Here is a 24,869-nt window from a genome sequence, read left to right as displayed (position 1 = left end):
CTAACTATCTAATCAGGGTTACATCACCTTTAAGGACTTTCGTTTTACTATTGGGGTAAGCCAGTTCGATTAAGTAGTAATAAATTCCCGGATCACATGGTTTCCCATTATGGTTCCCGTCCCAACCCTTTGCCGGGTCCATTGTTGAAAATATCTGCTGTCCATAACGATTGTAAACAGAAAAGCGGTTTAATTTCTGGAACCTTATACCTTCTATTCTAAAAATATCGTTTAAACCGTCTCCGTTGGGAGAGAAGGCATTTGGTGCCATATCGGGCATGCTGTAATCAATATCTATGTTGATCATTCCATTACCTGTACACCCATTCTGGTCTATCCCTAAAACTGTAAATAATGTTGGATACAAGGGCCTGGCTGTGGGATTTGACTTGGTTGCGGTATCCAGCGGGCTTGTTGGTGACCATGTGTACAGAAAAGCACCTGAAGCATGCAGTATAATGCTATCTCCATATCGAATTATGGTGTCTCTCGGGGATATCGTTAGTTGCACTGAGGGGTATTCGATCAGTTGGGTGTGTAGAACAGTATCGCATCCTGATGCGGTTTTTATTTCCACCGAATAATTACCTGCCGGGAGGCCGTTAAGCATATCCGTTACAGAACTGAAATGATCTTTAATAACACTACCGGCACCGTCTTTCCAAATGGCCCTAAAAGTCCCCGTATCCGAGCCATTACTCAGAAGTATATTTCCACTAGGTCTTTCAGGGCAGCTATGGCTGTTTATGGTTAATGTTGGTGCCTTTTCAAAAGTTACCTTAAATGTATCTGTTATGTATTTACAATTCTTAAAGTAGTGCACGTAATACCGACCGGGAGTATATACCATTCTTCTGCCTTCAGTACCGGAATTATCCCATTTCAGGCAATGACCGCTTGTGTCAGCAAGCAATAAGAGGCTGTCGGTGAAACAGGCTGTCCGATAATAGGTTGTTCCCTGGATCGTATCGATGTTCGGATGAGCAATGACTATCTGATTGGATAAATACGAAACGGCATAACCTGAAGAGTAGAACTCCCGTCCATTAGGAATTACAATTCTATTAAATACCGGCAAGCAACTTAACCCCGGATTGTTAGGGGCATCAATAGCATGAAATCCAGGGGCGGGATTGAAACCGGGAGGTACATTTGCTGTATCACGGCAATTGAAACTACCGTTATCTATGTATAGATGCCCGTCCGGCCCGGCTTTAATTTCGCCTAAGGGATTTGGGGTAACTTGGTAACAGGAACCTGAGATATCTGCACCGTAAGCAGGAAGATTCGTCATAATCAAGGCCTTTGAATTGATGATGTTTGTTAAACCAGGTTGACTTAGGTCGAACTGGTACAGTTCACCAGGAGCTACCTCATAGTTGATAAACTGATTTTTCGTTACATAGAGTTTACTGTTATCTGGAGAAAAGCATACCCCGGTAAAGTGTCCAAAGGTTGGTAGGAAGAAGGCTGCGCCAGGATAGAGTGGAGGATTTCCAGTGGTATCTAATACTCTGGCATTTTTCACAACCCCACTACACTGCTCAAAATCGTACCACTCCACGCCCGCCCAATTCGTTGTCGCCAGCATCGAACCATCAGGTGAGGCTTTAAAAAAACCGCCAAAAGTATAGTCTAACAATGGAAAATTTCCCACAATGGAAGTTATCTTTTGTGTATCGATTCCCGAGGCCTTGATATGGTAACTATAAAATTCATTTGTTGTTTGAGAGCGAATAACAAGCCAGGAGCCATCGCAACTTTTAATGCCAGTGATCAAACGGGTAAATACTGATCCTGGTGGCGTTAAGGCAACATTCCTTTCCGAGCTGACCATAGCACCAGAGCCACCGTTCAGGCTCATATCCAGAAGCGAGTAATTGAGGCCATCGTCCTTACAGTGAAAAATATAATACTGATCGGCATTACCGGGCCTGGGTATAATAACTGGCATAGAAAAGTCCAACATACCGGCATCTGTATTCAGGTCACTCCCTTCAATTGGATTTCCCAATGCGTCAAAGACGTAATATTCCGGTGTTGTACCGAAATTGTATTTCAGTCGTACAAAGAAACGAAGCTGCCCATTCGGATAACATACCGCACCGGCCCAATGACTCGTATTGCCACCCGCCACTGAAGGCAGCACACTCACTATGGGAGCCGAGCCATTAAAGTTAATGACCGTATTATCCTCAAATCCGAAGGTCCACATATTGTTTTCCCCCTGGGCTTTTAAATGAAATGGGCAAGTAATAAGACAGATGAGGGCTAGTAATTGATATTTCATAGGTTATGGTTTTTAGCGCCTGGCAGTACCAGTAAAGCAATTCCAAAGCAGCGATAAGAAAGAACACTTTCTTGGTGAGTACAAATAAAAATCAAATCTATTCCCCTGCAAAAACCTGATTTAAGTCGAACTTAGTATCGTAAAATGATTTTTGACATCGATTTTTACCCTAACTTCGATTAAATTGGAACCGATATGTATTATACCATTGAAGATCTTCAGAAGCTGATAGATTCTTTATCGGGTGCGGAAAAGAGGTATTTTAAGACCTCTTCTAAGGCGTTTTCAGCGGAAGGAGAATATCCCAAATACCTTCAGTTGTATGATCACATGGCGTCAGGCCAAACCCAGTATCGTGAAATGGATTTAACGCTTAGGGGAAACGTTCAGACGACAGCCAAGCGGCAGTTATTCCTTAATATCCTTAAAAGTTTGAGGGATTTTCACCAGAAAAAATCACCGGAAATCATCATACAGAATTCTATTTCTGAAATAGAAATCCTGTGTCATTTGAACCTGCCGGATCAAAGTATGGGCATATTAAGGAAAGCGCTGAAGCTGGCTGATGAAAAAGAGAAATTTGGACTGGTGCTGCAAATCCTGGAATGGGAGCGAAGACTTAATCTAGTTTCCAGCACTGGCGGGCGAAGTAATGCCGAAGTGAAAAAGGAGGAGCATTTGGTGTTGTCCAAACTGACACAGATCAAGGAGCTTGAAAGTATCTATATTCAGGCCAAAGAGCTTAAAAAGCAATATGGCTATGTGAAGGGGCTGATGAAAAAAAACTTGATCAAAGAAACGATACGTGCGAAAGGCATGCCGGCGAAATCGGAATGCCTTTCGCAAAAGGCCCTTTATTATTTCCACTTTATCCATGCCCTTTATTACTGGATGATTTTTGATCACAGTAATGCGTTCCTATACAGTAAAGAACTCCTGGCTGTGGAAAATCAAGTGGTTTTACCCAGTGAGTATATTGATGGTATACTGGAACATGTCACTTCCTGTGTATGCCTTGGGAAGTTTGAAGATGCACTTCAAGGATTGGAGATGGCTTCTGCTTATGCTGAAGAACATGGGCTTAACCAGTCCAATTCTTTTAAGGTTAAATTTTTCTATTACCAGGTGTCCTATCAGATCATTATTTTCAATTATACCGGTAACAGATCAAGGTTACTTCAGACGATTAAGGATGCCGAAATGAAGCTAACGCAATATGGTACGCAACTTTCATTTGAATCCCGACAGGTTATCCACGCAAATCTGATGAATGCCTACTTAGGCGTGGGCAATATTAAAAAGGTAGATGAGCTATGGAACCAGTTGTTCCGCAGGAAATCCAAATCTGTAAGGAGGGACATCTATGACGATCTGTATTTTTTCCGGCTTTTTAACTTGCTGCAAAGTAAAACCTATGTGCTTATACCGGCGATGGCTTCTTCGGCTTACCGTTATTATAAAAGAATCAAAGATCATGAGCATCTTTTTGAGCCGGAATTAAAGATCGCTACCTTATTGCAAAAGGAACATCACTTCGATAGATCAGAGATCAGGATGGAAGTGTTTGAAGAAATCAAACTGATCCTGCAACAATACCTGAACGGCTTAAAGGGCCTGGATAATTTCCAGGAGCATTATACGCTCTATTTTATATGGATTGAAAGCCTGATCAGCGAAAGGCCATTTCAGGAACTGGCTGCGAAATGGTACAAGCAATATAAGATTCGCACTAAATGAGAACTGCCCCGAAGGGCAGTTGCGGTTTATTTTACAGCATCTTTGATAAAGGTGACGAAGGCGAGTTTTAAATCATCCATATACGGACTAAGCTCTTTGCGAATAATCATGTCCTGTAATATCCGGTAGAGATTGCCGATTCTTACGTTGCACATCATCTCGAAGGTATTGCATATTTGCTTGAGGGTAGCCTTTCCATTATTAAAGGCGCCCTTTTTGAATAAAGAGTACACCAGTTCTGCCAGTTCTACCTTTTTGTCCGTCCATTCCAAATCAGCAATCATTTTTTTAAACTCTAGTGGAAGAACCGTTTCATTTGACAATGCTTTCTGCAAATGGTCGCCCAATTGCTCATAGGCTTGCAGCTTCGCCAGTTTAAGGCTATAGACTGTGGAAAATCCGGTGTCTATACTTAGAGAACAGACGTACTGCCAAGGCAGGCCCCTACTTTTCCTAAGGAAATAGTATTCGTCATGGTGACTTTTACCACAGAGGTAGTAATTATATAAATGGCGATTTTTATTGAAAACATCTTCGAGCCTTGTTAGTTGTTGATTGTAGTAATTTCGATAACTTTTTTTTGTGCCATGGGGCCTATTTGCCTCAATATGTATTAACTCTTGAAAATAGAACAGCTCCCTAAAGAACTTAGGTTGAATCTCCTTAAAAAATTCGATTTCTTCCCTGTCGTCTTTAAACTGATACTGTGTTATAAATTCTTTCAACTTTTTGATGGATGCCTCAATTATGCCATAAGATTGCTCCGATCTTTTTAAAGGGCATAAAGTGTTTTTTTCAACGATCTGAATTCCCTGGTGCATTTCAGTCATCAGGTTATTTGTGTAGTGCTTCATATGCTGAGGTTTTGTTGGTTGGTTTGGAATTACAGTCCTGGAACCCCGTTGAATTATTTTTTGAGCAGAGCCAGGCAAATGAGTACCATTCGGATACTTTGGTAATGCAGTTAAAAATTAAGTCAGGTCAACTACTTTATTGATTCTTTTTACTTATAAATTTCATAAGGATCTAAGGTCTGAATAACCCTAAGTTTAGATTCGATGGATTACTAAATGAAAACGTTAAATAATTAGAAAAATTCGTGTGCAGAATTTAGAAGTTCATGCTACATAATATTTAATCTGTGCCAGAATTTGGATACCATTCAATATGACTTTTCATATTTACGCCTAAAAAAGCAGTGTTCGCGCCAAAAAAGTAGCAGCTTACGAACTTTATTTTCTTTGTATACTGTTATTGCCGATGTTAGGCCCATAGGAGTAAATCAATGATGACAAAACCAGAATTATACCCGACCATAATTTTCCGGGTACCCAGATTTCCATTTAACGAACCGATAGAATACAATTGGGATGAACTAAAAGAATGCATCAAAGTTTCATCTCCTGAGTTTTACAATATTATTGCGGAAATGAGCTATGAAGAATTGCTTTCAGCAAATTTTAAAATCCAACTCACAGTGAGAAAATACTACAACAGGGCTGCCTTCCGAAGCACGCCCTATGGTTTGTTTTCCGCAATAGGCGTGACCAGCACGAAATGGAACAAAGGAGAGGTAACATTGGCGGCACATCATACAGTTCATTCTTTTGCAGATTGGCGGGACAAACCTGTTATGCCTTCTACTGTCAAAGAATTGATTGCGACAGGAAGTTCCTTTTTTACAAATACCACCTTTTACCGCATAGGAAAAGAAATCCGTTATATTCAAAAGTCGGGAAGCCATCACCAAATTGCAGCAGTGGATTACGATGAGGCCATTTTGTCCATCTTAGAAGTATGTAGTACTCCAAAAACTTTCACGCAGATCAAGGAACAGCTTGCAGCGGATAAAGCGGTTTTGGAGGAATATTTACAAGACCTCATGGATGTTCAATTGCTTTTTACATCCTTACATCCTAACATTATTGGTAAGGATTACTTCTCGAGAATCGGTCATAGCCAGGAAGATCAGGATAAAAAATATATCATTACAGAACGCAGGGCAATAGCAGGGAACCTTGATCAAAAGATGTTTAAGCATCTGCCTGAACTGGTATTGCAGATGCAGAAAATACTGGAAGTAACGGAGGGCGACAATCTCAAAGAATTTAAGGAACGGTTTGTCCAAAAATTTGATCAGGCGGAAATACCCTTAATGATTGCCATCGATCCTGAAGCAGGAGTTGGTTATGGCGGTTTGGAAACCCATTTAGACGGGAGTAATGTGACTGATCTGTTAGAAAACATAAATAAACAAACAGGTCTTTCAAGTTCTGACAAACTACGTAAAAAACTATACCAGGCTATATACAAGAGTGGTTTAAATGCACAGGTGATAGACTTGAATGATTTAATCGATTTTGACGAGGAAGGCCATCAGATACCCAATAGCCTTTACGCGCTGTGTACTTTAGTTGACGAACATATTTACATCGATGCGCTGGGGGGTAGCAGTGCAACGGCCTTGTCAGGGCGTTTTGCTTTGGCAATCCCAGAGATTCATGACTATTGCAAAGAGATCGCTGCAGTAGAAGAAACAAGTAACCCTGATGTTCTTTTATTCGATATCGGATACACCAAAGAAGACGGGGTTGACAATATCAACAGGCGACCCGCCACTTATGGACTTCAGTTAAACATCCTCAATTTTGATACATCAGAATCCCCGCTTTGTGTAAATGACATCCTGATCAGTGTTCACAGAGGCGAAGTTATTTTAAGGTCCTTATCATTGGATAAGCGATTGGTTCCGCGTTTTGCCTCAGCTTATAATTATAAACGTGCAGACCTTCCGCTTTTTCGCTTGCTAATGGATATACAGTCGCAAGGCTTGCAACCCAACCTCACCTTGAGGCCATCCGTCCTGATCCCTGGCCTTCCTTATTATCCCAGGATCCAGTTTCGGAACATTATTGTCGCACCGGCTGCCTGGCTTTTGGATCGGTCACTCTTGAAGGACATCGTATCATGGGAGCAAAAGAGCAGTATTCTATCTGAGCATCTCCGGTTAAAATTGCCTTGCACACACGTGAGAATGGGGCTAGGCGACCAAACGCTTTTATTGGATATTAACAACAAAAATGATCTGGCAATGATCTTGTCTTTTTGGGAGCATGACGATCAAGTCTATGTTGAAGAAGCTTACCTGCCACACAGTCCTGTTTTCACAAATATTAATGGGCAACAATTCCTGCCACAAGTGGTAGTGACCCTTACCCACACAAAGAAGGTATGGGATGGCTTGAAATTTCCTTCAAAACAATCTCCTACACTGGCAAAAAAAAACTGGATTGGCCCGGGGAGGGAATGGCTCTATTTTGAAATTTATGGTAATCCTTTTTGTTTGGATGATTTGTTACTGCGCAGGATTAAACCATTTTTGCAGGCGCAAAAACAGTTAATCCTTTCCTGGTTCTTTATCCGGTACAATGAGAACGGCGACCATATCAGGCTCCGGCTTAAATTAAAAAACACCGATCAGGGATATTCCATTATCGGCGGCCTTACGGAATTATTAAAGGAAGATATTGATATTGGAACGGTAGCTGACATCAAGTTATGCACCTATAAGAAGGAAGTACATCGCTATTCTGCAATAATGATGGAGCTGGTAGAAGCACATTTTCATCAGGACAGCAGGTTCGTGTTCAGCATGCTCGGCGCCATGCTTCCCGATTTCGCCAAGTACCGCTTGTGTATTGATATACTTGATCAGGTTTATGAAAGCAAAGTCCTTGAAGGAAACGAGTTTGAATCTATTTTATCGATGATAGCAGACAGTTTAAAAGCCGAATACCATCTGGACAAGGAAGGGCTTAAAAGAATCAATAAAATGTTTAAGGAATTTGAAAAACAGAAAATGCCTGCTATCGCTAAAGGCGCTTTAAAACTATTCCACAATTTAAAGCATTCGATGATACGCGTTCTGGAACAATCTCCGGAACCTTTCCGTCCAAAGCTATTTGCCGACTTAATGCATATGCATATCAACAGGTTGTTTGTAACAAATCAAAGATTGCATGAATTGGTGATCTATGACTTTTATAATGGTATCAGAAAACGGAAAAAGTACTCGCCAAAACAGTTTGCTAACGCAGTGTGATATTGACAATCAAAACCTGGAGTAAACATCATTGATATAAGTAGAGCCGATTTCAAGGACCTGGCCGTCTTTCAATATAAGTCTGTTAGCGACTATGTCTTTAACATAAGTCATATTGACCAGACAGGATTGATGTATCCTGAGAAACATATCCGGTGGCAGAATTGCCTCCATATAACTAATGGCTTTTTTTATCATTAGTGGTTTGGCTTTACCTATTTGCAAATAAATATATTTATCATCTGACTTAACATAGATAAGTTCATTTAACTCAACACCTAAGATATTTTTCGGGCTAAGCTTTATGAAAGTACATCTTTGCTGATGACCAAATACAGACATTTTTTCGCGGGCGATAAGCTTTTCTTTTGCTTTATTTACAGCATCAATAAAGTCGCCAACCTGTATGGGCTTGGTTAGATAGTCAACTGCCCCTAATCTGAAAGCGGTCAATGCATAATCCGTATGACCCGTTACAAAAATTACGACTGCCCGGTTTCCCTGGCGTTTACAAAACTCTTCACCTGACATTTCTTCCATGCCGATATCAAGGAAGACGATATCCACTTGTAAAGCTCCCGATACAATTTTATTGAGTGCTGCAATCGGATCAGTTTCCTTACCGACCAGTTTAAGGTCAGGTATTCTTTTCACCATTTTTACAACAGCATCTATCCCATGCTTCTCGTCATCTACTACTAAAACTCTTATCATAATTGGATGGTTAGTGTTAAGCGGAATGTTTCTTCCAGATTTTCGATGCTAAGGGTATGCAATCCGGGATAATAATAGCCCAACGTTGTGGCAACGCTTTTTATACCCATCCCGCTACCATGATGAGGATCGTTTCTTTTGTAGTTCCAAGTAGTGAATGTAAACTGCCTCCCTATAATCGCAACCCTGATGGATGGTGGATAGTCTGGATCTTTGACAAGGCCATATCGGAATACATTTTCTATAAACGTGAGCAAAGTTGACGGAGGTATCATCGCATCTTCCATTGGCTCTATGTACTCTTCTTCAAAGTCAATGTGGACAAGACCATCGGCAAGCTGTTTATGAAGTTCGATCTGGTCTTTTACTTTGGCAATTTCTTTAGAGAGCAGTACAGTTTTCTCATTCAGGATATCAATCATCGAATGGTGAACAATTCCGGAAAACAAATCTACAGCCTTACCTATCTCAGGAATGATTTCATCGGCTTTCTGCTTGATAAAATTAAGAGTATTGAACATCAGGTGCGGACTCAGCCTCATTTGCGTGACCATGCTTTCTATCCTGGCTTTCTCCATTTCTGCTTCAAGAATACCTCGAAGTGCTTTGATGTATTTCTGGTTTAGCTGTACACTGCGCCTGTAAAAACCAATAAAAAAATTCAGGCCGATGATAAGGGTTAAATGTAAGAACGAAAAAATAAACTGATTGAGCGACAGAATGAAATAAAAGAACTCGATTATATTCTTCCCTCGATAAATTACAAACCCTCTTACCAGAAGGTATATTGATACGATAATAGAAAGCCTTAGAAAAAACACCCCAATTGTCTTTCTGCCAAATAACTTAGGGAAAACCCAATAATAAGAGGCCAAATAAATGACTGCCTGTACAGTAAAGATCAGGCAGCCTTTCCATGAAACCGTCGACTGAATACTTAAAATCATTAGCGCCTGGATGCCAATTATCCAGGTTATTGCCAGGAAATGCAGGCCGATGATATGCCATTTATATTCTTTAGGTTGTAGTGGGTTTATATCATTCATAAGTTTACGACTGTATAATTAGAGCTTACGCCAAAAAAGTGGTAGTACACGAACTAAATTTGTTTATGGGTGTATGTCGGTGGTACCTTTATGTCACCGAAGCAATTCAGCAGAAGGTTTTAGATAAAAAACTACATGGTAAAGCAAAAAAAAACGAACAGGGTAACAGTTTCCCGAAGCTTGTATGTTTTCAAAAAAAGCGCTGAAAATAATGGAAGACCATCAACCGAAACAGTTGCAACGTGGGCATCCAAAGCCAGTACTTGCTGCTAATCAGACTCGGTGCGGGATATCCGCACCGGTTCTAAGAAGAACTTGATTTCAATCTTCATCAAGTTATCAAGATGTGTCCGCGCTTCCTAATTGATTGTTCTCAAAATAATAAAATTCAACCTTGACCTGGTAGCCTTGATCCTGCAGGCAACGAAGGGGAGGACTACGGCTGCCAAGTGATAGCAATTCTTTAGTGTAGGAGTTCGATTGCGCACTACGTTTGTAGTATACGCCTGAGTCACTTAAATATACATAAACTGTCCACGGATATTTCTTTTTTGCTAACATAATATTTGCAATAGCACTATAAATAGCCCTTATATAACCTTTAAAGTTTGGTTGAATGAATAAATGATCTACACTGTTCATACCAGCGCTGGGACGGCGCAACGTGGATTTAGCTTGCATCTTGTCTGAAAATACCGGTACCGGGAGGGTACGCTATGGATTCACCTTATTTCCAAACACCTGCTATATTTTCAAAACAAAATTAATTATGAAAAAGATTATTTTTTCTTCCGCCCTCATGCTGGCTGCAGCCATTTCTTTTGCCAATAATCCCAAAGAAACCAAAGAGTCAACTCCTTCTACAGCTACAAAATCTGAAACCAAAGAGGTCGTTACCAAATGGTTCCATTTTACAGGCAACGCATCTATTCCCGGCGATCTTCAAAATGCATCGTTGTATGCGGAGGAAAGCACCCCAGTATGCCCTACCACACCTAATACCTATCGCTGCGATATTCTGATCCAGGTAGACCCCAATGATGACTCCATGCCTGACCTGAGCCAGCCTATTCAGCAAGAGCGGAAAAGGTCGAGCACCACTCAATAATGCACAATAGACAAGCTTTAAATTCAAAAAGCAGTAGCCCAAAAGGCTACTGCTTTTCCTTTACTTATCGTACACGACCAGCATTGGTATTGCAACATTTTTCTTTTCTATCTTCATTCCGTATTTTTTTAGCTCTTTGTTCAATGCAACGGGATTATTAATGGCATTAAAAGAAAAGGTTACATTGATGTTTCCTTTATATCCGGTTTGATCAACAAAAAAGGGATTACCTGCCTTCTGGGACTCTTCAAAAATTCTAAGCATGGTACCTAAAGGCTGATTTCGTAGTATCATCTGCCCGTTGATAACTTTATACATTGACTTGCTTCCCAAAAGAGTTTTCATCGAATCTGTATTACCATGAATGCTGATGACATAACAGGACATTTTCCTTTTTTCCATGCTGAAACGATATGACAAGTAATTATTCAGATCGGCTTGCATTTGCCGGTATAGATTATTTGGGTTTGCTACTCTCACCTCATATGTTATAAAGTTTTTCTTATACCATGCATCTATCTTTGAAAATTTTGTCGGCGTTATAAAGTCTGAACTATCTTTTACTGCTAAGATTATCCGCTTATTCTTAATTAAGTTATATATGCCCGGATCATAACCATATATATCATGATTAAAAGCGGCATCAATTAATTGATTGGGCATAATATTGTAACTCGTAAATCCATTACGGACCTTACTTGTACTATCAATTGAAAACCACGACGCTCCCAAGGCAATAACACCGCTTAATTCTTTTAGAAAAATACTGTATTGGTCAAGATGCTTATTCATCTTTTTATTGAGTTGATTTAACATCGGTTTTTCTGTTTCGATTGACTTAAGGTTTTCCCTTTGCGTCACCTTAAGTTGTTGGGCGCGGAACATCTTATCTATATTTTCTTTGGTAGTGTTATAGATAAATGTGCCATAACGGTAAGTCCCATGTTGATCAATCCAGACATGATGAGGGTCTGCTTGATGTGGAAATAATATGCTTAATATGGTATCATTGGTAACGACCTCGAGACTTTTTATTTTCTGGTGCATCCCGATCCTGTCAAACAACTTTTTAACGTCCGATGATTTATCCTTTGTAACGAGTAATATCTTAATTTTATCGCCAAATAATTTTTGCAAAGAATCCATTTCCGGCATTCCGTCCAAACAGGCGCTGCAATGTATATTCCAAAAATCGAGGATCACCAATTTGCCTTTCAGATCGCCTAAAGCCAGTTGCTTGCCTGGTTGCTCAAAGAAATTAGTAATAACAACATTAGGCACGTATTGGCCCGTATCCAGTGCCTGTACCTGTTGCTGGGCAAACCCGTACTGCGATGCCACAAGAAACAGTACCCAAAGAAAAGAGCGGAAACGATAAGGTCCAGATAATTTAATAGCCATTGTTCTGTTGCAATTGAGGGTTAGTGATCATCTGTGAATTGGGTATAGGGTAAAACTGGGCCGTTGTTTTCCAGGTGTCGGGTTTTAAGCCGCCAATCACGGCATTGGCAAGGCCAATTCTTTTCAGATCAAACCAGCGGTTACCCCACTCAGAAAACAATTCGATCCTGCGTTCATGCCATAATGCTTTTGTCACCCCTGTCTGGTCCAAGTTCTCAGAAAGATCACCTAAGCCGGCACGCCGCCGGATTACATTCAGGTCACTGCGTGCGCCTTCCAGGTTGCCGAGCTTCGCCCTGGCTTCTGCCCGGATAAGATAGATTTCTCCAAGCCTCAACACCATCATATATTCCGTAACAGAGGTTCCCGTCCTTATCCTATATTTAAAAGGGTAATAAAGCGTTTCATTCCGGTACACCCTGGATTGCACCCAGGTAGTTTTTCTCTTATCCCCCGCCTCAAAATCATTGAGCAAGCTACCGGTCAGCAAATAGGTAGGCGCAGCAGAGGAAGAAGAAGGAAGGATAAGGTTACCGATATATGTATTGATATTGGCAATAACGGGGGCAAGCTGCCAGATGGCTTCCTGACTGCTGGAAAGAAATACTTTGCTCAGGTCCTGTTCCAATGCATAACGGCTATCCCCGATCACGGCGTCGCAGAGAGCTGCAGCCTCTGGCCATTTGTTTTGATATAAATAGACTTTAGCCAGTAAAGCCTGTGCCGTGACTTTATTGGGCCTCGCCCGTCCCGGTGAAGGGTAAGCTGTTTGCAGCAAGGAGATGGCTTTTTGAAGATCGCTCATGATCAATTGGTAGATCTGTTCTTGTGGTGTCCGGGCCAGGCTTTTGTTTATCTCATAGTCAGTTGTGGTAACCATAGGCACATCCCCGAAAAGATTGACCAGGTTAAAATACATAAAAGCCCGCATCAGGTAGGCTTCACCCATTACCATATTTTTAGTATCAGAGGATAAACTTTCCGATTGCGCCACACCTTCCAGGCAACTGTTTGCCCCGTAAATAAAATTATAAGCCGGTGTCCATAAATAAGTGGCCAGTTCGACATTATTGGCTATGGGATCAAGGGTGTTTTTTATAAAGTTGTCCCTGGAGGAAGCGGTATAGTAGGCTAATTCATCGGCGGACATGGCCGGGTATAGGCAAGCCGCAGAAGAGCAGATGGAAAGTGAAGTACCCGACATTTTACTATAGATGCCGTTTAAGGTAGCCACCGCGCTTTTATCATCGGCAAAGGCCGTACTACTCACAATTTGGTTGGCTGGTGGAGGGATTTCCGCGAACTTTTTACAGGCCGCCAGTAGCAGCAAAGAGAGCAGGATAACGCTTTTGCTATAGAAGGTTAGTTTTGTTTCCATGATTAAAAGGTTGCTTTTATACCGGTTGCAATAACACGCAACGGCGGCAGGATATAAATGGATTGCATCTCTGGATCAGCGCCGGGATACTTGGTAATGGTAAGCAGGTTCTGTCCTTCGAGGTACACGCTCAGCGATTTCAGGCGAACGCTACTAAGCCATTTTCCAGGAAAATTGAAATTCAGGGAAGCATTTTTCAACCGGATATAAGAAGCGTCTGTAAAAGCCCCGCCAGAATTGAATACATTGGTAGCAGAGGTGTAAACCGCTGTACCAAAGGTCTGACCCGATTTACCATAGGTAGCCTGATCTCCTGGCGTTTTCCAATGATTACTTACGTAAGTAGGTAAATTGTTCCCTGCACCGATCGGATTCGACTGCGATAGGACCGGATCGCGGCTAGTCTGCTTAACAAACTGGAAAAGAAAGTCCAGTGACAAGCGGCCAAGACGCAAGGTATTTTGCAGCCCTCCGTAAAATTTGGGGTCCGTATTGCCAAGGGTTATATAATCGGCAGTGGTCAGCTTGCCATCGCCATTCTGGTCTTTAAAGGTATAAATACCTGTCTGCGGATCGACACCAAGATACTCATAGCCACGGATAACGCTAAGGGATTGGCCAATAACCAACAAGCTAGCTGAACTGGAGTTTTCAAGATTGGGGTAAGACAAAAGCTTATTTCTTGCTATGGTTATATTGGCAGATGCTGACCACCTGAATTGCTCCGATTTAAGGATATCCGCCCTTGCTTCAATTTCCCATCCCGAATTTTGGACTTTCCCGGGAAAATTCAGGAGCACAGTGCTAAATCCTGTTTGTGTCGGTAGCGAATAAGGCACCAATTGATTGTCGCTGCGATTGCGGAAATAATCGACGGTCAAAAAGAACCGGTCATTAACAAATCCCAGTTCCAGCGCAGCATCGATCTTTTTAAACTGCTCCCAACTGTAGTTTTTGTTGTACAGCCGGGTAGGTTGCAAGCTAAGTGATCCCTGGTACAGATTGGTGGCCGGTGTGTAACTGTCCAAATAGGCATAGTTACCGATCTGATCATTTCCGGAGGTACCATAACTAAACCTCAGCTTCCCGTAAGTGACTACCGGCAAAAGGGATTTGAAGGCTTTATTTTCCGAGAAGATCCAGCCCGCACCAATGGACCCGAAATTTGCAAACTGTTTGCCTGGGCCGAAGCGAGATGATGCATCTCTCCTGGCCGTAATATTAAGCAGGTATTGATTATCCCAGTTCAGTGAGGCCCGCCCAAAAATGGCATTGTAATGGTAAAGGTCATAGCCGGTCGTTGCCGTAATCGAAGAAGCGCCGGATATGGAAGAGAGCAGCGCATCGCTGGTATAGCCTGAGCCGGACAACAGATTCTTTTTGCCTTCCATCGATTGCCAACTGGCCCCTCCCAGTACATTGACCTTCAGCTTATCTATAAATGTGCGGTTATACTCTAACTGGGGTTCTGCGCTCCAACTGCGTACCGTATTGTGCCCGAAACCAGCACTCCCTAAAGGGTTTTGTGCCGGGTCCTGCGCACTGATCGGAAAGCTGCTGTCTTCATTATAACCTATTAAATTATATCCTCCATTGAACTTGATCTTTATGTCACCTAGTATGTTATAGCTCAATGCTGCACTGGTATTCAGCAGGTCGGTATAACCATTGTATTTACTAAAGAGCCACATGTAGGGATTGCCAAAGTAATTGCTGACCTCGTTATAAACCAGTTTGCCGTTGGCGTCCACGGGTGTAAAACCATAAGGTGGATAGGCTAGATATTGTGTCATATCGTTAGTCAGCAGCTTGCTGCTGGTATATGCATAAGAAGAGGTAAAGGCAGCGGTGAATTTCTTGTCCATGGAGCTGTGGTTGATCGCCAGGTTCAACCCTTTACGGGTATTGGAATAATCGCCGGGAAAAACAGTTCCCTGGTAATTGTAGTTCGCTCCTGCCGTAAACTGTGTATTAGCACTGCCCCCGGACATACGCAATTGAATGTTGGTGGTCGCTGCGGTACCTCCTATAAGCATTTTTTGCCAGTCGTTTACAATATTACTATCCAGTACCACCAAGTCCGGGGCGGTATTGATATCAACGGGCAGGCCATCGTTTCGCAAGGCCTCCCTGCGCAGGTCCCGGAACTGCTGTCCATCCATTAAATGCAAGGAACGTGCGACCCTTCCCCAACCGGTATAGGTATCCATGCTTACATTAAGATTTCCTATCCTCGGTTTTTTAGTGGTTATAAGAATGACACCGTTAGCTCCCCTGGAACCATATATCGACGTAGCATCCGCATCTTTAAGTACCTCTATGCTTTCGATATCACCTGGGTTGATGGAGTTGAAGGGGTTATTGACATTCATCGAGCCAGTGGCAACCAGTTGGGTCGGATTACGGCTATCAAAAGGTACCCCATCGACAATATACAAGGGTAAAGTACCCTGGGAGATACTGTTCTTTCCCCGGATCAGGATGTTTATACCACCTCCGGGAAGACCGTTGGTCTGCGTGATGAAAAGACCTGGAACCCTGCCTTGAAGGGCAATAATAGGATTAGAAACGGGCTGCCGTTCTATTTCGCTCGCAGATACCTTGCTTACCGAACCTGTAGTAAGCCGTTGCGTAGTAGTACCATAACCTATGACTTTCAATTCGTCCAGGACGGAACTATTGGCACTAAGGATAATGTTTATAGTTCCATCTTGTAGTACCGCTCTTTCCTGGGTTTGGTAACCAACAGAGGAAAATAGCAATACGGGACGGCCGTCCCCGACCTCAATAGAATAGTCGCCTTTGACACTGGTCTGCGTTTGCGTATTAGTCCCCTTGACCTTTACGGTTACCCCAGCAAGTCCTACTCCATCCTCATCGGTTACCTTACCTGTAATATTCTTTTTAAGAACGCCACCGCGCTTTTCTTTGGCCGGTTCAACTTTTGCCTTAACAGCAATGGTCTTGCCTATGATCTCATAGGTCAAGTCCTGGCCTTCAAAACACTGATCCAAGGCTTCCTTTAAACTCACATTTTTAAGATTCACAGTCACCGGTTTGGCCTTTTGTATATCCGTTTTGTTATACCAGAACTGAAATCCGCTTTGTTTCTTTATTTTATTTAATACCTCTTTGAGGCTGCTTTGCTTTTCGGATAAAGTAATACTTTGTGCGTGCGCCGAGGCGCAAACATTCATTATGGTGAAGGTGACAAGAAATGCGACCAGGTTCATGCGCATAATGATTATCCTTTTTATTGCGGGATCAAGACGACTGAACCAGACTTGAATCCACAGCTTTTCTTTGCTACAGGAATTTCCATAGCATGTGAAAAATTTCATACTTTTACTTTGGTTTGGGTTTAATTGATAAAACTGCTCAACGGTTTATGTAAACCCCAGACTTTGCCGGAGGTGTCTTGACCACACTTCCGGCTTTTTTATCTGGGGAGTTACTACCTAAATCTAAATTTTACTGTTACTTCATACGGTTTGGTTTTGGTGAAACATTGGGTTAATTGTACATTATCGTTAAGGGTTTATGATCAGCTTTTTTCTATCCCTGCCTTGCACCAGGTTAAACCGGATATGGCTGGATTCAAATATTTTCAATACGGTACCGAGGTCAGAATCACGGGAAATACCTCCGGAAAAGACTTCCTTAGTAATTTCTCCTTTAAACTCGATGTCAATATTGTACCATCTGGAAACCTGGCGCATCACACTTTCTATATCTGCGTCGTTAAACACCAGCAATCCGTTTTTCCAGCCTAATACTGTTTCCAGATCCGCTTGCGTTGTGATGGTTTTGCCATCTGTTGTATTTCTTGCTTCTTGGCCCGGTCGTAAGACTACCGTCTGCGCTCCGTGATGGACTCTTACAGAACCTTCCTCAAGCGTTGTTTTTGTGCCTCCTTCATCTGGATAACTGTTGACATTGAAATGTGTTCCTAAAACGGTTACTTCCTGGCCTGATGTTTTTACGACAAAAGGATGCGCTTTGTCCTTAGCCACCTGGAAGTAGGCTTCGCCGCTTACCTCGACCCTCCTTTCACCACGCCCATTAAATGAAACAGGATATTTAAGTGAAGAAGCGGCGTTCAGCCATACTTCGGTATTATCAGGCAAACGCAGCCTGTATTGTCCCCCTGAAGGGGTTTGGATCATGTTCATTTCTCCGTTAATACCTGCGTTTTGTGTTGGGGTATAAATAAGCTGGCCTCCGTCCATCTTGCTTATACTGGCTCCTGTCTGTGTCGCGACATTTCCATTTGCCAGTTCATTAAGATTAATGGTATTGCCATTGGCCAACGTCAATACTGCTGCATTTCCGCCCGGAGCAACATTGATGATCTGCTGAGTGCTTTGATTTTGTATAGCGCCTTTATCTCCCTGTCTGAACTTATAGACAAAAAGGAAGGAAATCAGAAATAAGATAGCTGCAGATAGTATTTTAATCCAAAGGGGGATACGATTAAATGCAGACTTCTCTTTAGCTTTTGATTGTTGAATTCTTGCCTGTATCTCCGTCAGCATCCGCTCCCGGACCACAATAGGACTAGAGGCATAATCCTCCGGGAATACTGCTTGGGTATCCTGCTGACTATTGTACCATTTCTTAAAATAAGAAAGTTCATCCTGGGTCAAGGTACCTTCTTTTATTTTATGTGCTAATAGTTGAAGGTACTCGGAGTTGGGTTGCTCATTCATTATTGCTGACTTTTCTTATATAGTCGGAAAATAATAAAGACACCCTTAGTGGGTTTGATTTTTTATTACCTGATCTGTGATTTATTCCTTTTGATGGCGGTTTTTTACATCGTTTAATGGCGGTGATTGTGATCTGTGGCCTAATATGACTCCCAAGGAATAACTTAGGGCAATATAATTTTAACTTGCACCTAGGAACCTTTGTGAGTTCACGAAAAATCGAATATTCTTTTCAAAAAGTATTAAATATTATACTTGAATGGAGTTTGGAATTTCGTTTCAGTTTTTTTGAAAAGGAAGAAAGTAGCCTGTTTACCTAGACGGTTGGCTATAATAGACCAATATTTGATCAATAGATATTATTATACTGCATCAATAAATGCTGTCAGAATAGGATAACCTCCTTCAAAACACCATTTGCAATACTAACAGACGGCCTAAAACTGTCAAGATTATCAGGTTCTATCACCTTATGTCTTGCGGTTGTTCCACGTATTTCATTTAGAGCAAAACCCAAAGCGATATACATTTGGTTATGTTGCCATTGCAGGAAATCTTTCTGCCCCACATTTTTTGCTATTTGTTGATGTAGGAATTGTTCCCTTTGATTGTGATCAGTAATCAGTAAATACTCTTTACTATATATTATGCAGTCCTTATAGTCCTCCAGTGTATAGTCTTCCCAAAGGAAAAATGCGATGCCCTGTCTGTATTCAACAAAATAGTTACTACCAGTAGAAGCTTTCAATTCTTCATCTACTTTAAATAATAAAAAGGTATACGGAGAACTTCCTGCCGAAACAGAAAGCCCCCATATTTTTTCCTTTATTTTTTCGAACAGCATACAATTAGGAATTGCCCGTGCCTAAAAATAAATGTCTGTCCCGCATAAACGCTACAATCCAAATCAAGGCCAATGGAATCCCGGGATTAAGCATTGGCGCATTTCTAGCCAACTCTGTTGCCATAGCTCCCGCAAAATAGCAGCAAAGAAGGATAAAGCCTATTCTCATCGTTTTAGGGATAAAAAATAAAATTATAAATGCCATCTCCATTAGTCCCAAAATGGTTGGATTATAATTCTCCAAGCCTGCCACCGACCACGGTAGATGGATAACTTTCATCAGCCCACTGATAAAGATTATTCCTGTTATCACATAGGTAAGCGTAACGGTAATGATTTTTTTTGTTCCCATTTTTCTGATTATTGATTTAATGCCCTTGCTTCTATAATTAGAAAATGACCAACGCGGTTTTTTATCAACCATTTACCGTCCTGGCGCACATACTCATCATCATATCTGACGCTGTAATCTGTGAGGATGTCTTTTCCATCAGTTTCCCTTATCATCTTAATTTGTGTAAATGAAACACCCGTAGCGGTATCGCCGTCTATTTTTACCGTATGCTGTCCGTTCAATGTGAAATAGGTTTTTACAAGAGAGGCGTGTGCTGTAAATTCCGGTTGCAGCTTATCTGTTCCGGTCGTGTTTGCGACCTCGGCTCCGTTCATGTAAACCGTATAGTTCGCATCTGGTCTGAATAACGCCATTACTTCTGTGATTTTCTTCTCATCACCTAAACTTGCATAAGCATCTATCAAATCCCTTAATTCCTCTTTACTTTTCAAAATTTCTAATGTCATGATTTTCGTTTTTTAATTAATAATGGTAAAATCTCTTGGTTACATTTCTTCTGTTCGACAAAAGTAGAGTATATTTGATAACAATTTATTAGTTGTTACCTAAAGGTTAGTGACTAACCAAAATGATATATTTATGAAAGCAAGTGATAAACAAGCTGTAAACAAGGAGTTTACAGGTGAATGTAATAAGGTATTAGCTGCGGTAAGTGATGCTCTTTATGCTATAGGAGGTAAGTGGAAATTGATGATAATCATAGCTATGGCAAGGGGAAACAGCAGGTTTACCGAACTTCAGCGACAGGTTAAAGGGATTTCTGCGAGAGTATTATCAAGTGAATTAAAAGAGCTGGAAATGAATGGTTTTATTGTAAAAAAGGTATCCGTAGGTTATCCCGTAATCATTGAATACGAGCTGTTGCCATACAGCCATACACTTGAAGAAGTTGTTGGGGCAATGACCAAGTGGGGCATGCAGCACAGGGAGAAGATAAAAAATGATATGGTGACTTCGGGATCTTCCAAGCCCTAAAAGAAATGCCGTTTTGCAATTGTTTCAACATAAAGAAAAGAAAGCAGGAATGTGGTTCCTGCTTTACTGCTCTTTTTGCTCCCTGAATGTATTATCTTCCTTCACATCGAAAAAGTAACAAGCAAAAAGAGTGTTTCATAGCTGCTATTTTAAATGCTCGTTGAAAAATGTTTCCAGCTTGCCAAAAGGAATTTTATCTTTTTTATCGTACAAATCCACATGGTTAGCACCGGGAACGATTACCAATTCTTTTGGCTCACGAGCCTGTTTGTAAACATCTTCAGAATAGTAACGTGAATGTGCGTTTTCTCCTGCAATCAGCATAATCGGACGAGGGGAAATCATATCAACATTGGTCATCATCGGAAAACTAAAAAATGACATCGGTGTTGTGGCCGTCCACGCTGTTGTGGAATTGATAGACCTTGGATGAAAGCCGCGAGGTGTTCTGTAATAATCAAAGAATGCAGCAACAACCGGATTTGAATTTGCAGGTAAGGTTTCAGGAAGTACACGTTCCCCCTTTATAAGATTACCATTTTCGTCAAAAGGTACTTCGTGTAAACCGATGGCATAACTACCTTTTTCTGCATCTGCCCAACGTTGCTGACTTATGTAGTCAATGACCTTTTGACGTTGCTCTCTTGTATAGCCGTCTTTGTAGCTACGGCTGATACTTCGGGACATATCATACATCGAAGCAGTTGCTACTGCTTTAATCCTGCTGTCACTGGAAGCGGCAGTAATTGCCATACCACCCAAACCGCAAATTCCTACTACGCCTATCCTGTTACGGTCAACTGTTGGCAACAAACCGATGTAATCGACTGCTGCGCTAAAGTCCTCTGTAAAAATATCAGGCGAAGCGACATTACGAACTTTCCCGCCACTTTCGCCTGTGAATGAAGGGTCAAAAGCCAGGCTCACAAAGCCTCGTGAAGCCAGTTCGTTTGCATAAAGACCGGATGACTGTTCTTTGACTGCACCAAACGGACCACTTACCACCAACGCAGCAAGTTTCTGATTCCCGATGTTTTTAGGTGTATACAAATCTCCTGTTATCTCAATTCCGTAACGGTTTTTAAAAGTTACCTTTTCCCGTTTTACCTTATCACTCAGTTCAAAGGTATATTTATCTTCTGCTGTATTCATTGCTGCTGTTTTTTGTGTTTGTTCCTCTGATTTTTTTGATTCCTGGCAAGACCCTAATATCATTAAGACTGCTGCCATTATTATTGTTAATTTGTTCATTGTTATTTCTTTTTAAATTGATTTAATAATTTTTGCCGGAACACCACCTACAATAGTATTATCGGGTACGTCTTTTGAAACTACTGCGCCTGCCGCTACGATTGCATTTTCGCCCACGGTTACTCCTGGTAGTATGGTAGCACCGGCACCAACCCAGGCATTCTTTTTAATATGGATATGCCCCGGAAGGAGTGATTGTCTTTGCGCGGGCGATACCGGATGTCCCTCTGACAGCAAGCTGACTTTCGGTGCTATTAGCACGTTATCCTCTATGGTGATCCCACCCAAATCGAGGAAAGTGCAGTCAAAGTTGATAAAAACGTTTTTTCCGATTTTGAGGTTCTTTCCGTAGTTGATATACAAGGGGGTAAATACAGCTACGCTTTCGTCAATATCAGTGCCTGTTATCCGGCTTAACAGTTCCAGTGTTTCCTTAGGAACTAAGGAATTGTTCATTTGTACCAGTAATGTTTTCGTGGCATAAGCAGCCGCCCGTAATTGATACGCTTCAGGATCGCCCGGCGCTACGGTTTCACCGTCTCTCAATCGCTCAAATATATCTTTTACTGCATTTCCCATTCTCTTATTGATTATACTGCAAAATTAAAAAGAAAGCCTCGCAGTGACATTACTGCGAGGCTCAAATAACCTTTCTGATAAGCTCAATTTTATACTTCGGTGGGTGGAAATCCGTATTGCTTTTTAAAGGCGGTAGAAAAATGAGAGGGGTTTTTAAATCCCACTTCTACACATACTTCCTGCACTTTTTTGCCCTCTTCTTTCAACTTAACATAGGCGGCTTCCAGGCGTTTTTTAATCAGCCATTTTTGCGGACTGAGGTTACTGATTTTTTGAAAATCCCGTTTGAATGTGGCGAGGCTCCGTCCGGTGTAAGCGGCGATCTGTTCCATGCTAAGATCGTCCATAAAGTTATCATTCATAAATTCCATTAAATCTATTTTCCAGGGTTCTGTAAAATCGAACAGGATTGGAAAGAAAATGTCGGAATTGTTCAGCAATGCATAAATGCCTTCCAGCAGTTTCAGATGGGCCACCCCTTCGGTAGGCTTTATATTGTCCTCAAAATAAGGTACGAGTGATTGAAACAGGCTGGTGATATCTGCACGTGGCTCAATCCTGAATACGTTTTTATCCGACGCTGCTACTTTTTCAGGTAAGTCGGATTTGTGTAATTTACCGTAAAACTCGCGTAACAGGCTGCGATTGAAGGTCAATGAGATACCTTTATAAAGCTCATTGCCTTTACTGTTTTTATACATCATTAACCGGTGGTTCCTCCGGATAAATGCACATTCTCCTGCCTTTATCGTGATTTTTTTGTTTCTGTCCTCTATCACCTGTTCACCGGAATACAAGTATAGCAATACGTGTTCGGGTGTCGCATGTATACATTTCTCACTATAATCTGAAAAACAGGAAAGAAATATCCCTGAATAGTTTATGGTCTTTAATTTATCTGCTTGTTCCATAGTTCCTGCCAATTAGAATTAATGCATAGCAAAAATAATCATTAGCTCAAAGCAAAGTATTATTGTATGGCTCATTTAATATTGCTGACAGGCTCAATAATTTAAATGAACCTGAAGCTTTTATGCGGTTCTCCCTGTTCAATCCTCACCAGCCAATTTGGTCTATATTCAAGATTGATTGATGGAATACTGACAAGAGCCGAAATCTATTAAAAAAAGCATTATTGTATAAGATATGTTACAAATCAGGCGAAAAAGCAAAAACCTTGTTTAAGGCAAAATGAACGTATTAGCCCCGCCATTAAACGATGTATCCCCCACTAAAAGATGTAAATCACATGATCAGAAGTGATCCTTTTCTATCAAATAGAAAATCAATGCGGGAAGAGTGCTGGTGAGGTTACTTCTAATATCCCTTAATGCTTTTGACATATGCGCTTCGACGGTTTTTTCAGCAACACCCAGTTCTGTGGCAATTTGTTTATAGGTTTGTCCTTGTTCCCGGCTCATGCGGAAAATGATCTGGCATTTTTCCGGAAGGTTTATTACAGCGGCCTCCAATTGATCGCGCAATTCCTTTGCTAATAGATACTGTTCCGGAGAGGGGCTATGCTGATCACTATAGAGGGCGGCATTTTCTCCCCGGCGATGCAGACGGTACAATTTATCGAGTTTATCTATCACCCGGTATTGAACAGCCACGGAAATATAGGTGGCAAAAGAGTGTCTAATTTCAAGTTTTTTCCGGTTCTGCCATAACCAAAAAAATATATCCTGAACAATCTCTTCTGCTTCCTCTGGTTCACCCAGCCGATTAAAGGCGACCACAAGCATTTTATCCCAATAGCGCAGGTATAGCTCGGACAAAGCGCGATCATCATCCTGCCGTAGCAGATGTACCAGTTCACCGTCAGAAAGAGCTTTATAACTGTCCACTTTAATTCTCCCCGGCCAGGCCGGGCATTGCCGATACTAATATACTCAAAATCGGGCGGGTTTAAAAAGACCAGGGAGAATTATTAGTTGCATTATACTTCGTAGACAATTTCAATACTGAAATGCCCACCGACCACATAACCTTTTATGGGATCATACATCCGTACAAGGTCCTTGCGATTGGGTTTTACAAATTTGCTACCTATCGGTATCTTTGGACCGAAAGTAATATAGAGCGGTAGCCGAAAGTCCATACAATCTGCAAGGTCTGCGGAAAGGGTAGCCAGTAACCTGCTATCCATTTTCTGAAGGTATAGGCTTTGCTCATCATCAAGTGTAAAGTTTGCAAACATCCATGATCTAAAATCCATGCGCATGAATTGCGTTTCCATTTTAAGTGCCTGATCCGGGAGCTTTTGCAACTCCCAAATCTTTGCCGTGACACTATCGGCGGTGAAGGGTTGAACATTCATAACAGTTTTAAGTTAGGTTAGGTATTAACTTTACTGCTAATATAATTTTTTGTATAATAT

20 protein-coding genes are annotated in these 24,869 nt (G+C 41.4%); 4 read left to right on the top strand and 16 right to left on the bottom strand.

All coding sequences use genetic code 11. The annotated features are described in order from the left end of the window. Window positions 1–4 precede the first annotated feature (4 nt). The gene (locus tag R2S08_RS09865; RefSeq protein ID WP_316835019.1) at window positions 5–2,290 is read right to left on the bottom strand and encodes a gliding motility-associated C-terminal domain-containing protein; all 2,286 of its coding nucleotides are present in this window, start codon (window positions 2,288–2,290) and stop codon (window positions 5–7) included. A 195-nt stretch (window positions 2,291–2,485) separates the two neighbouring features. On the opposite strand from R2S08_RS09865, the gene R2S08_RS09860 reads away from it, so the two are divergent. Continuing rightward, on the top strand, window positions 2,486–4,027 hold the full coding sequence (locus tag R2S08_RS09860; protein ID WP_316835018.1) for a hypothetical protein: 1,542 nt from the start codon (window positions 2,486–2,488) through the stop codon (window positions 4,025–4,027). Window positions 4,028–4,053: 26 nt separating this feature from the next. Here the strand turns inward: R2S08_RS09860 and R2S08_RS09855 are convergent, their stop codons facing one another. Then, window positions 4,054–4,881, bottom strand: coding sequence for an RteC domain-containing protein (locus tag R2S08_RS09855; protein WP_316835017.1), 828 nt, complete (start codon window positions 4,879–4,881; stop codon window positions 4,054–4,056). A 431-nt stretch (window positions 4,882–5,312) separates the two neighbouring features. Between R2S08_RS09855 and R2S08_RS09850 the strand changes: the two genes are divergently transcribed. After that, complete coding sequence (locus tag R2S08_RS09850; RefSeq protein ID WP_316835016.1) at window positions 5,313–8,129, top strand: lantibiotic dehydratase; 2,817 nt, start codon at window positions 5,313–5,315, stop codon at window positions 8,127–8,129. A 9-nt stretch (window positions 8,130–8,138) separates the two neighbouring features. Here the strand turns inward: R2S08_RS09850 and R2S08_RS09845 are convergent, their stop codons facing one another. Continuing rightward, complete coding sequence (locus R2S08_RS09845; RefSeq protein ID WP_316835015.1) at window positions 8,139–8,843, bottom strand: LytTR family DNA-binding domain-containing protein; 705 nt, start codon at window positions 8,841–8,843, stop codon at window positions 8,139–8,141. Then, complete coding sequence (locus R2S08_RS09840; RefSeq protein WP_316835014.1) at window positions 8,840–9,889, bottom strand: histidine kinase; 1,050 nt, start codon at window positions 9,887–9,889, stop codon at window positions 8,840–8,842. Before R2S08_RS09840 ends, R2S08_RS09845 begins: the two co-directional genes overlap by 4 nt. Window positions 9,890–10,658: 769 nt before the next feature. Between R2S08_RS09840 and R2S08_RS09835 the strand changes: the two genes are divergently transcribed. After that, window positions 10,659–10,997 carry a hypothetical protein gene (locus R2S08_RS09835; protein WP_316835013.1) on the top strand — a complete coding sequence of 113 codons (339 nt, stop codon included), beginning with the start codon at window positions 10,659–10,661 and terminating at the stop codon, window positions 10,995–10,997. Window positions 10,998–11,057: 60 nt separating this feature from the next. Here R2S08_RS09835 and R2S08_RS09830 read toward each other — a convergent pair whose 3' ends face one another. The 7 genes from R2S08_RS09830 to R2S08_RS09800 form a co-directional block, all read right to left on the bottom strand. Further along, window positions 11,058–12,398, bottom strand: a complete 1,341-nt coding sequence (locus R2S08_RS09830; RefSeq protein ID WP_316835012.1) for a redoxin domain-containing protein — start codon at window positions 12,396–12,398, stop codon at window positions 11,058–11,060. Then, window positions 12,388–13,776: a RagB/SusD family nutrient uptake outer membrane protein gene (locus tag R2S08_RS09825; RefSeq protein WP_316835011.1), complete on the bottom strand. Its 1,389-nt coding sequence runs from the start codon at window positions 13,774–13,776 to the stop codon at window positions 12,388–12,390. The genes R2S08_RS09830 and R2S08_RS09825 overlap by 11 nt, the downstream gene beginning before the upstream one ends. A 2-nt stretch (window positions 13,777–13,778) precedes the next feature. Next, window positions 13,779–17,117, bottom strand: coding sequence for a SusC/RagA family TonB-linked outer membrane protein (locus R2S08_RS09820; RefSeq protein ID WP_316835010.1), 3,339 nt, complete (start codon window positions 17,115–17,117; stop codon window positions 13,779–13,781). A 189-nt stretch (window positions 17,118–17,306) separates the two neighbouring features. Continuing rightward, a complete protein-coding gene (locus tag R2S08_RS09815) occupies window positions 17,307–18,485 on the bottom strand; it encodes a FecR family protein (RefSeq protein WP_316835009.1) in 1,179 nt (392 codons plus the stop codon). A 385-nt stretch (window positions 18,486–18,870) separates the two neighbouring features. Then, window positions 18,871–19,329, bottom strand: coding sequence for a hypothetical protein (locus tag R2S08_RS09810; RefSeq protein WP_316835008.1), 459 nt, complete (start codon window positions 19,327–19,329; stop codon window positions 18,871–18,873). A 4-nt stretch (window positions 19,330–19,333) separates the two neighbouring features. Then, the gene (locus R2S08_RS09805; RefSeq protein ID WP_316835007.1) at window positions 19,334–19,681 is read right to left on the bottom strand and encodes a hypothetical protein; all 348 of its coding nucleotides are present in this window, start codon (window positions 19,679–19,681) and stop codon (window positions 19,334–19,336) included. Between the two features lie 8 nt (window positions 19,682–19,689). Beyond that, window positions 19,690–20,130, bottom strand: coding sequence for a nuclear transport factor 2 family protein (locus R2S08_RS09800; RefSeq protein WP_316835006.1), 441 nt, complete (start codon window positions 20,128–20,130; stop codon window positions 19,690–19,692). Window positions 20,131–20,263: 133 nt separating this feature from the next. On the opposite strand from R2S08_RS09800, the gene R2S08_RS09795 reads away from it, so the two are divergent. Further along, window positions 20,264–20,659, top strand: coding sequence for a helix-turn-helix domain-containing protein (locus R2S08_RS09795; protein ID WP_316835005.1), 396 nt, complete (start codon window positions 20,264–20,266; stop codon window positions 20,657–20,659). A 144-nt stretch (window positions 20,660–20,803) separates the two neighbouring features. Here the strand turns inward: R2S08_RS09795 and R2S08_RS09790 are convergent, their stop codons facing one another. The 5 genes from R2S08_RS09790 to R2S08_RS09770 form a co-directional block, all read right to left on the bottom strand. After that, on the bottom strand, window positions 20,804–21,811 hold the full coding sequence (locus tag R2S08_RS09790; protein WP_316835004.1) for an alpha/beta hydrolase: 1,008 nt from the start codon (window positions 21,809–21,811) through the stop codon (window positions 20,804–20,806). Between the two features lie 111 nt (window positions 21,812–21,922). Beyond that, window positions 21,923–22,489, bottom strand: coding sequence for a sugar O-acetyltransferase (locus R2S08_RS09785; RefSeq protein WP_316835003.1), 567 nt, complete (start codon window positions 22,487–22,489; stop codon window positions 21,923–21,925). Window positions 22,490–22,578: 89 nt separating this feature from the next. Beyond that, window positions 22,579–23,400, bottom strand: a complete 822-nt coding sequence (locus R2S08_RS09780; protein WP_316835002.1) for an AraC family transcriptional regulator — start codon at window positions 23,398–23,400, stop codon at window positions 22,579–22,581. Window positions 23,401–23,742: 342 nt separating this feature from the next. Continuing rightward, window positions 23,743–24,336: an RNA polymerase sigma-70 factor gene (locus R2S08_RS09775; RefSeq protein ID WP_316835001.1), complete on the bottom strand. Its 594-nt coding sequence runs from the start codon at window positions 24,334–24,336 to the stop codon at window positions 23,743–23,745. A 92-nt stretch (window positions 24,337–24,428) separates the two neighbouring features. Continuing rightward, window positions 24,429–24,809, bottom strand: a complete 381-nt coding sequence (locus R2S08_RS09770) for a hypothetical protein (RefSeq protein ID WP_316835000.1) — start codon at window positions 24,807–24,809, stop codon at window positions 24,429–24,431. Between the last annotated feature and the right edge of the window lie 60 nt (window positions 24,810–24,869).

This window comes from Pedobacter nutrimenti, from assembly GCF_032678445.1.
GTDB classification, from domain to species: Bacteria; Bacteroidota; Bacteroidia; order Sphingobacteriales; family Sphingobacteriaceae; genus Pedobacter; species Pedobacter nutrimenti_A.
Note: the sequence above shows the minus strand (reverse complement) of the source record. Positions and strands in the feature narration are given on the sequence as shown.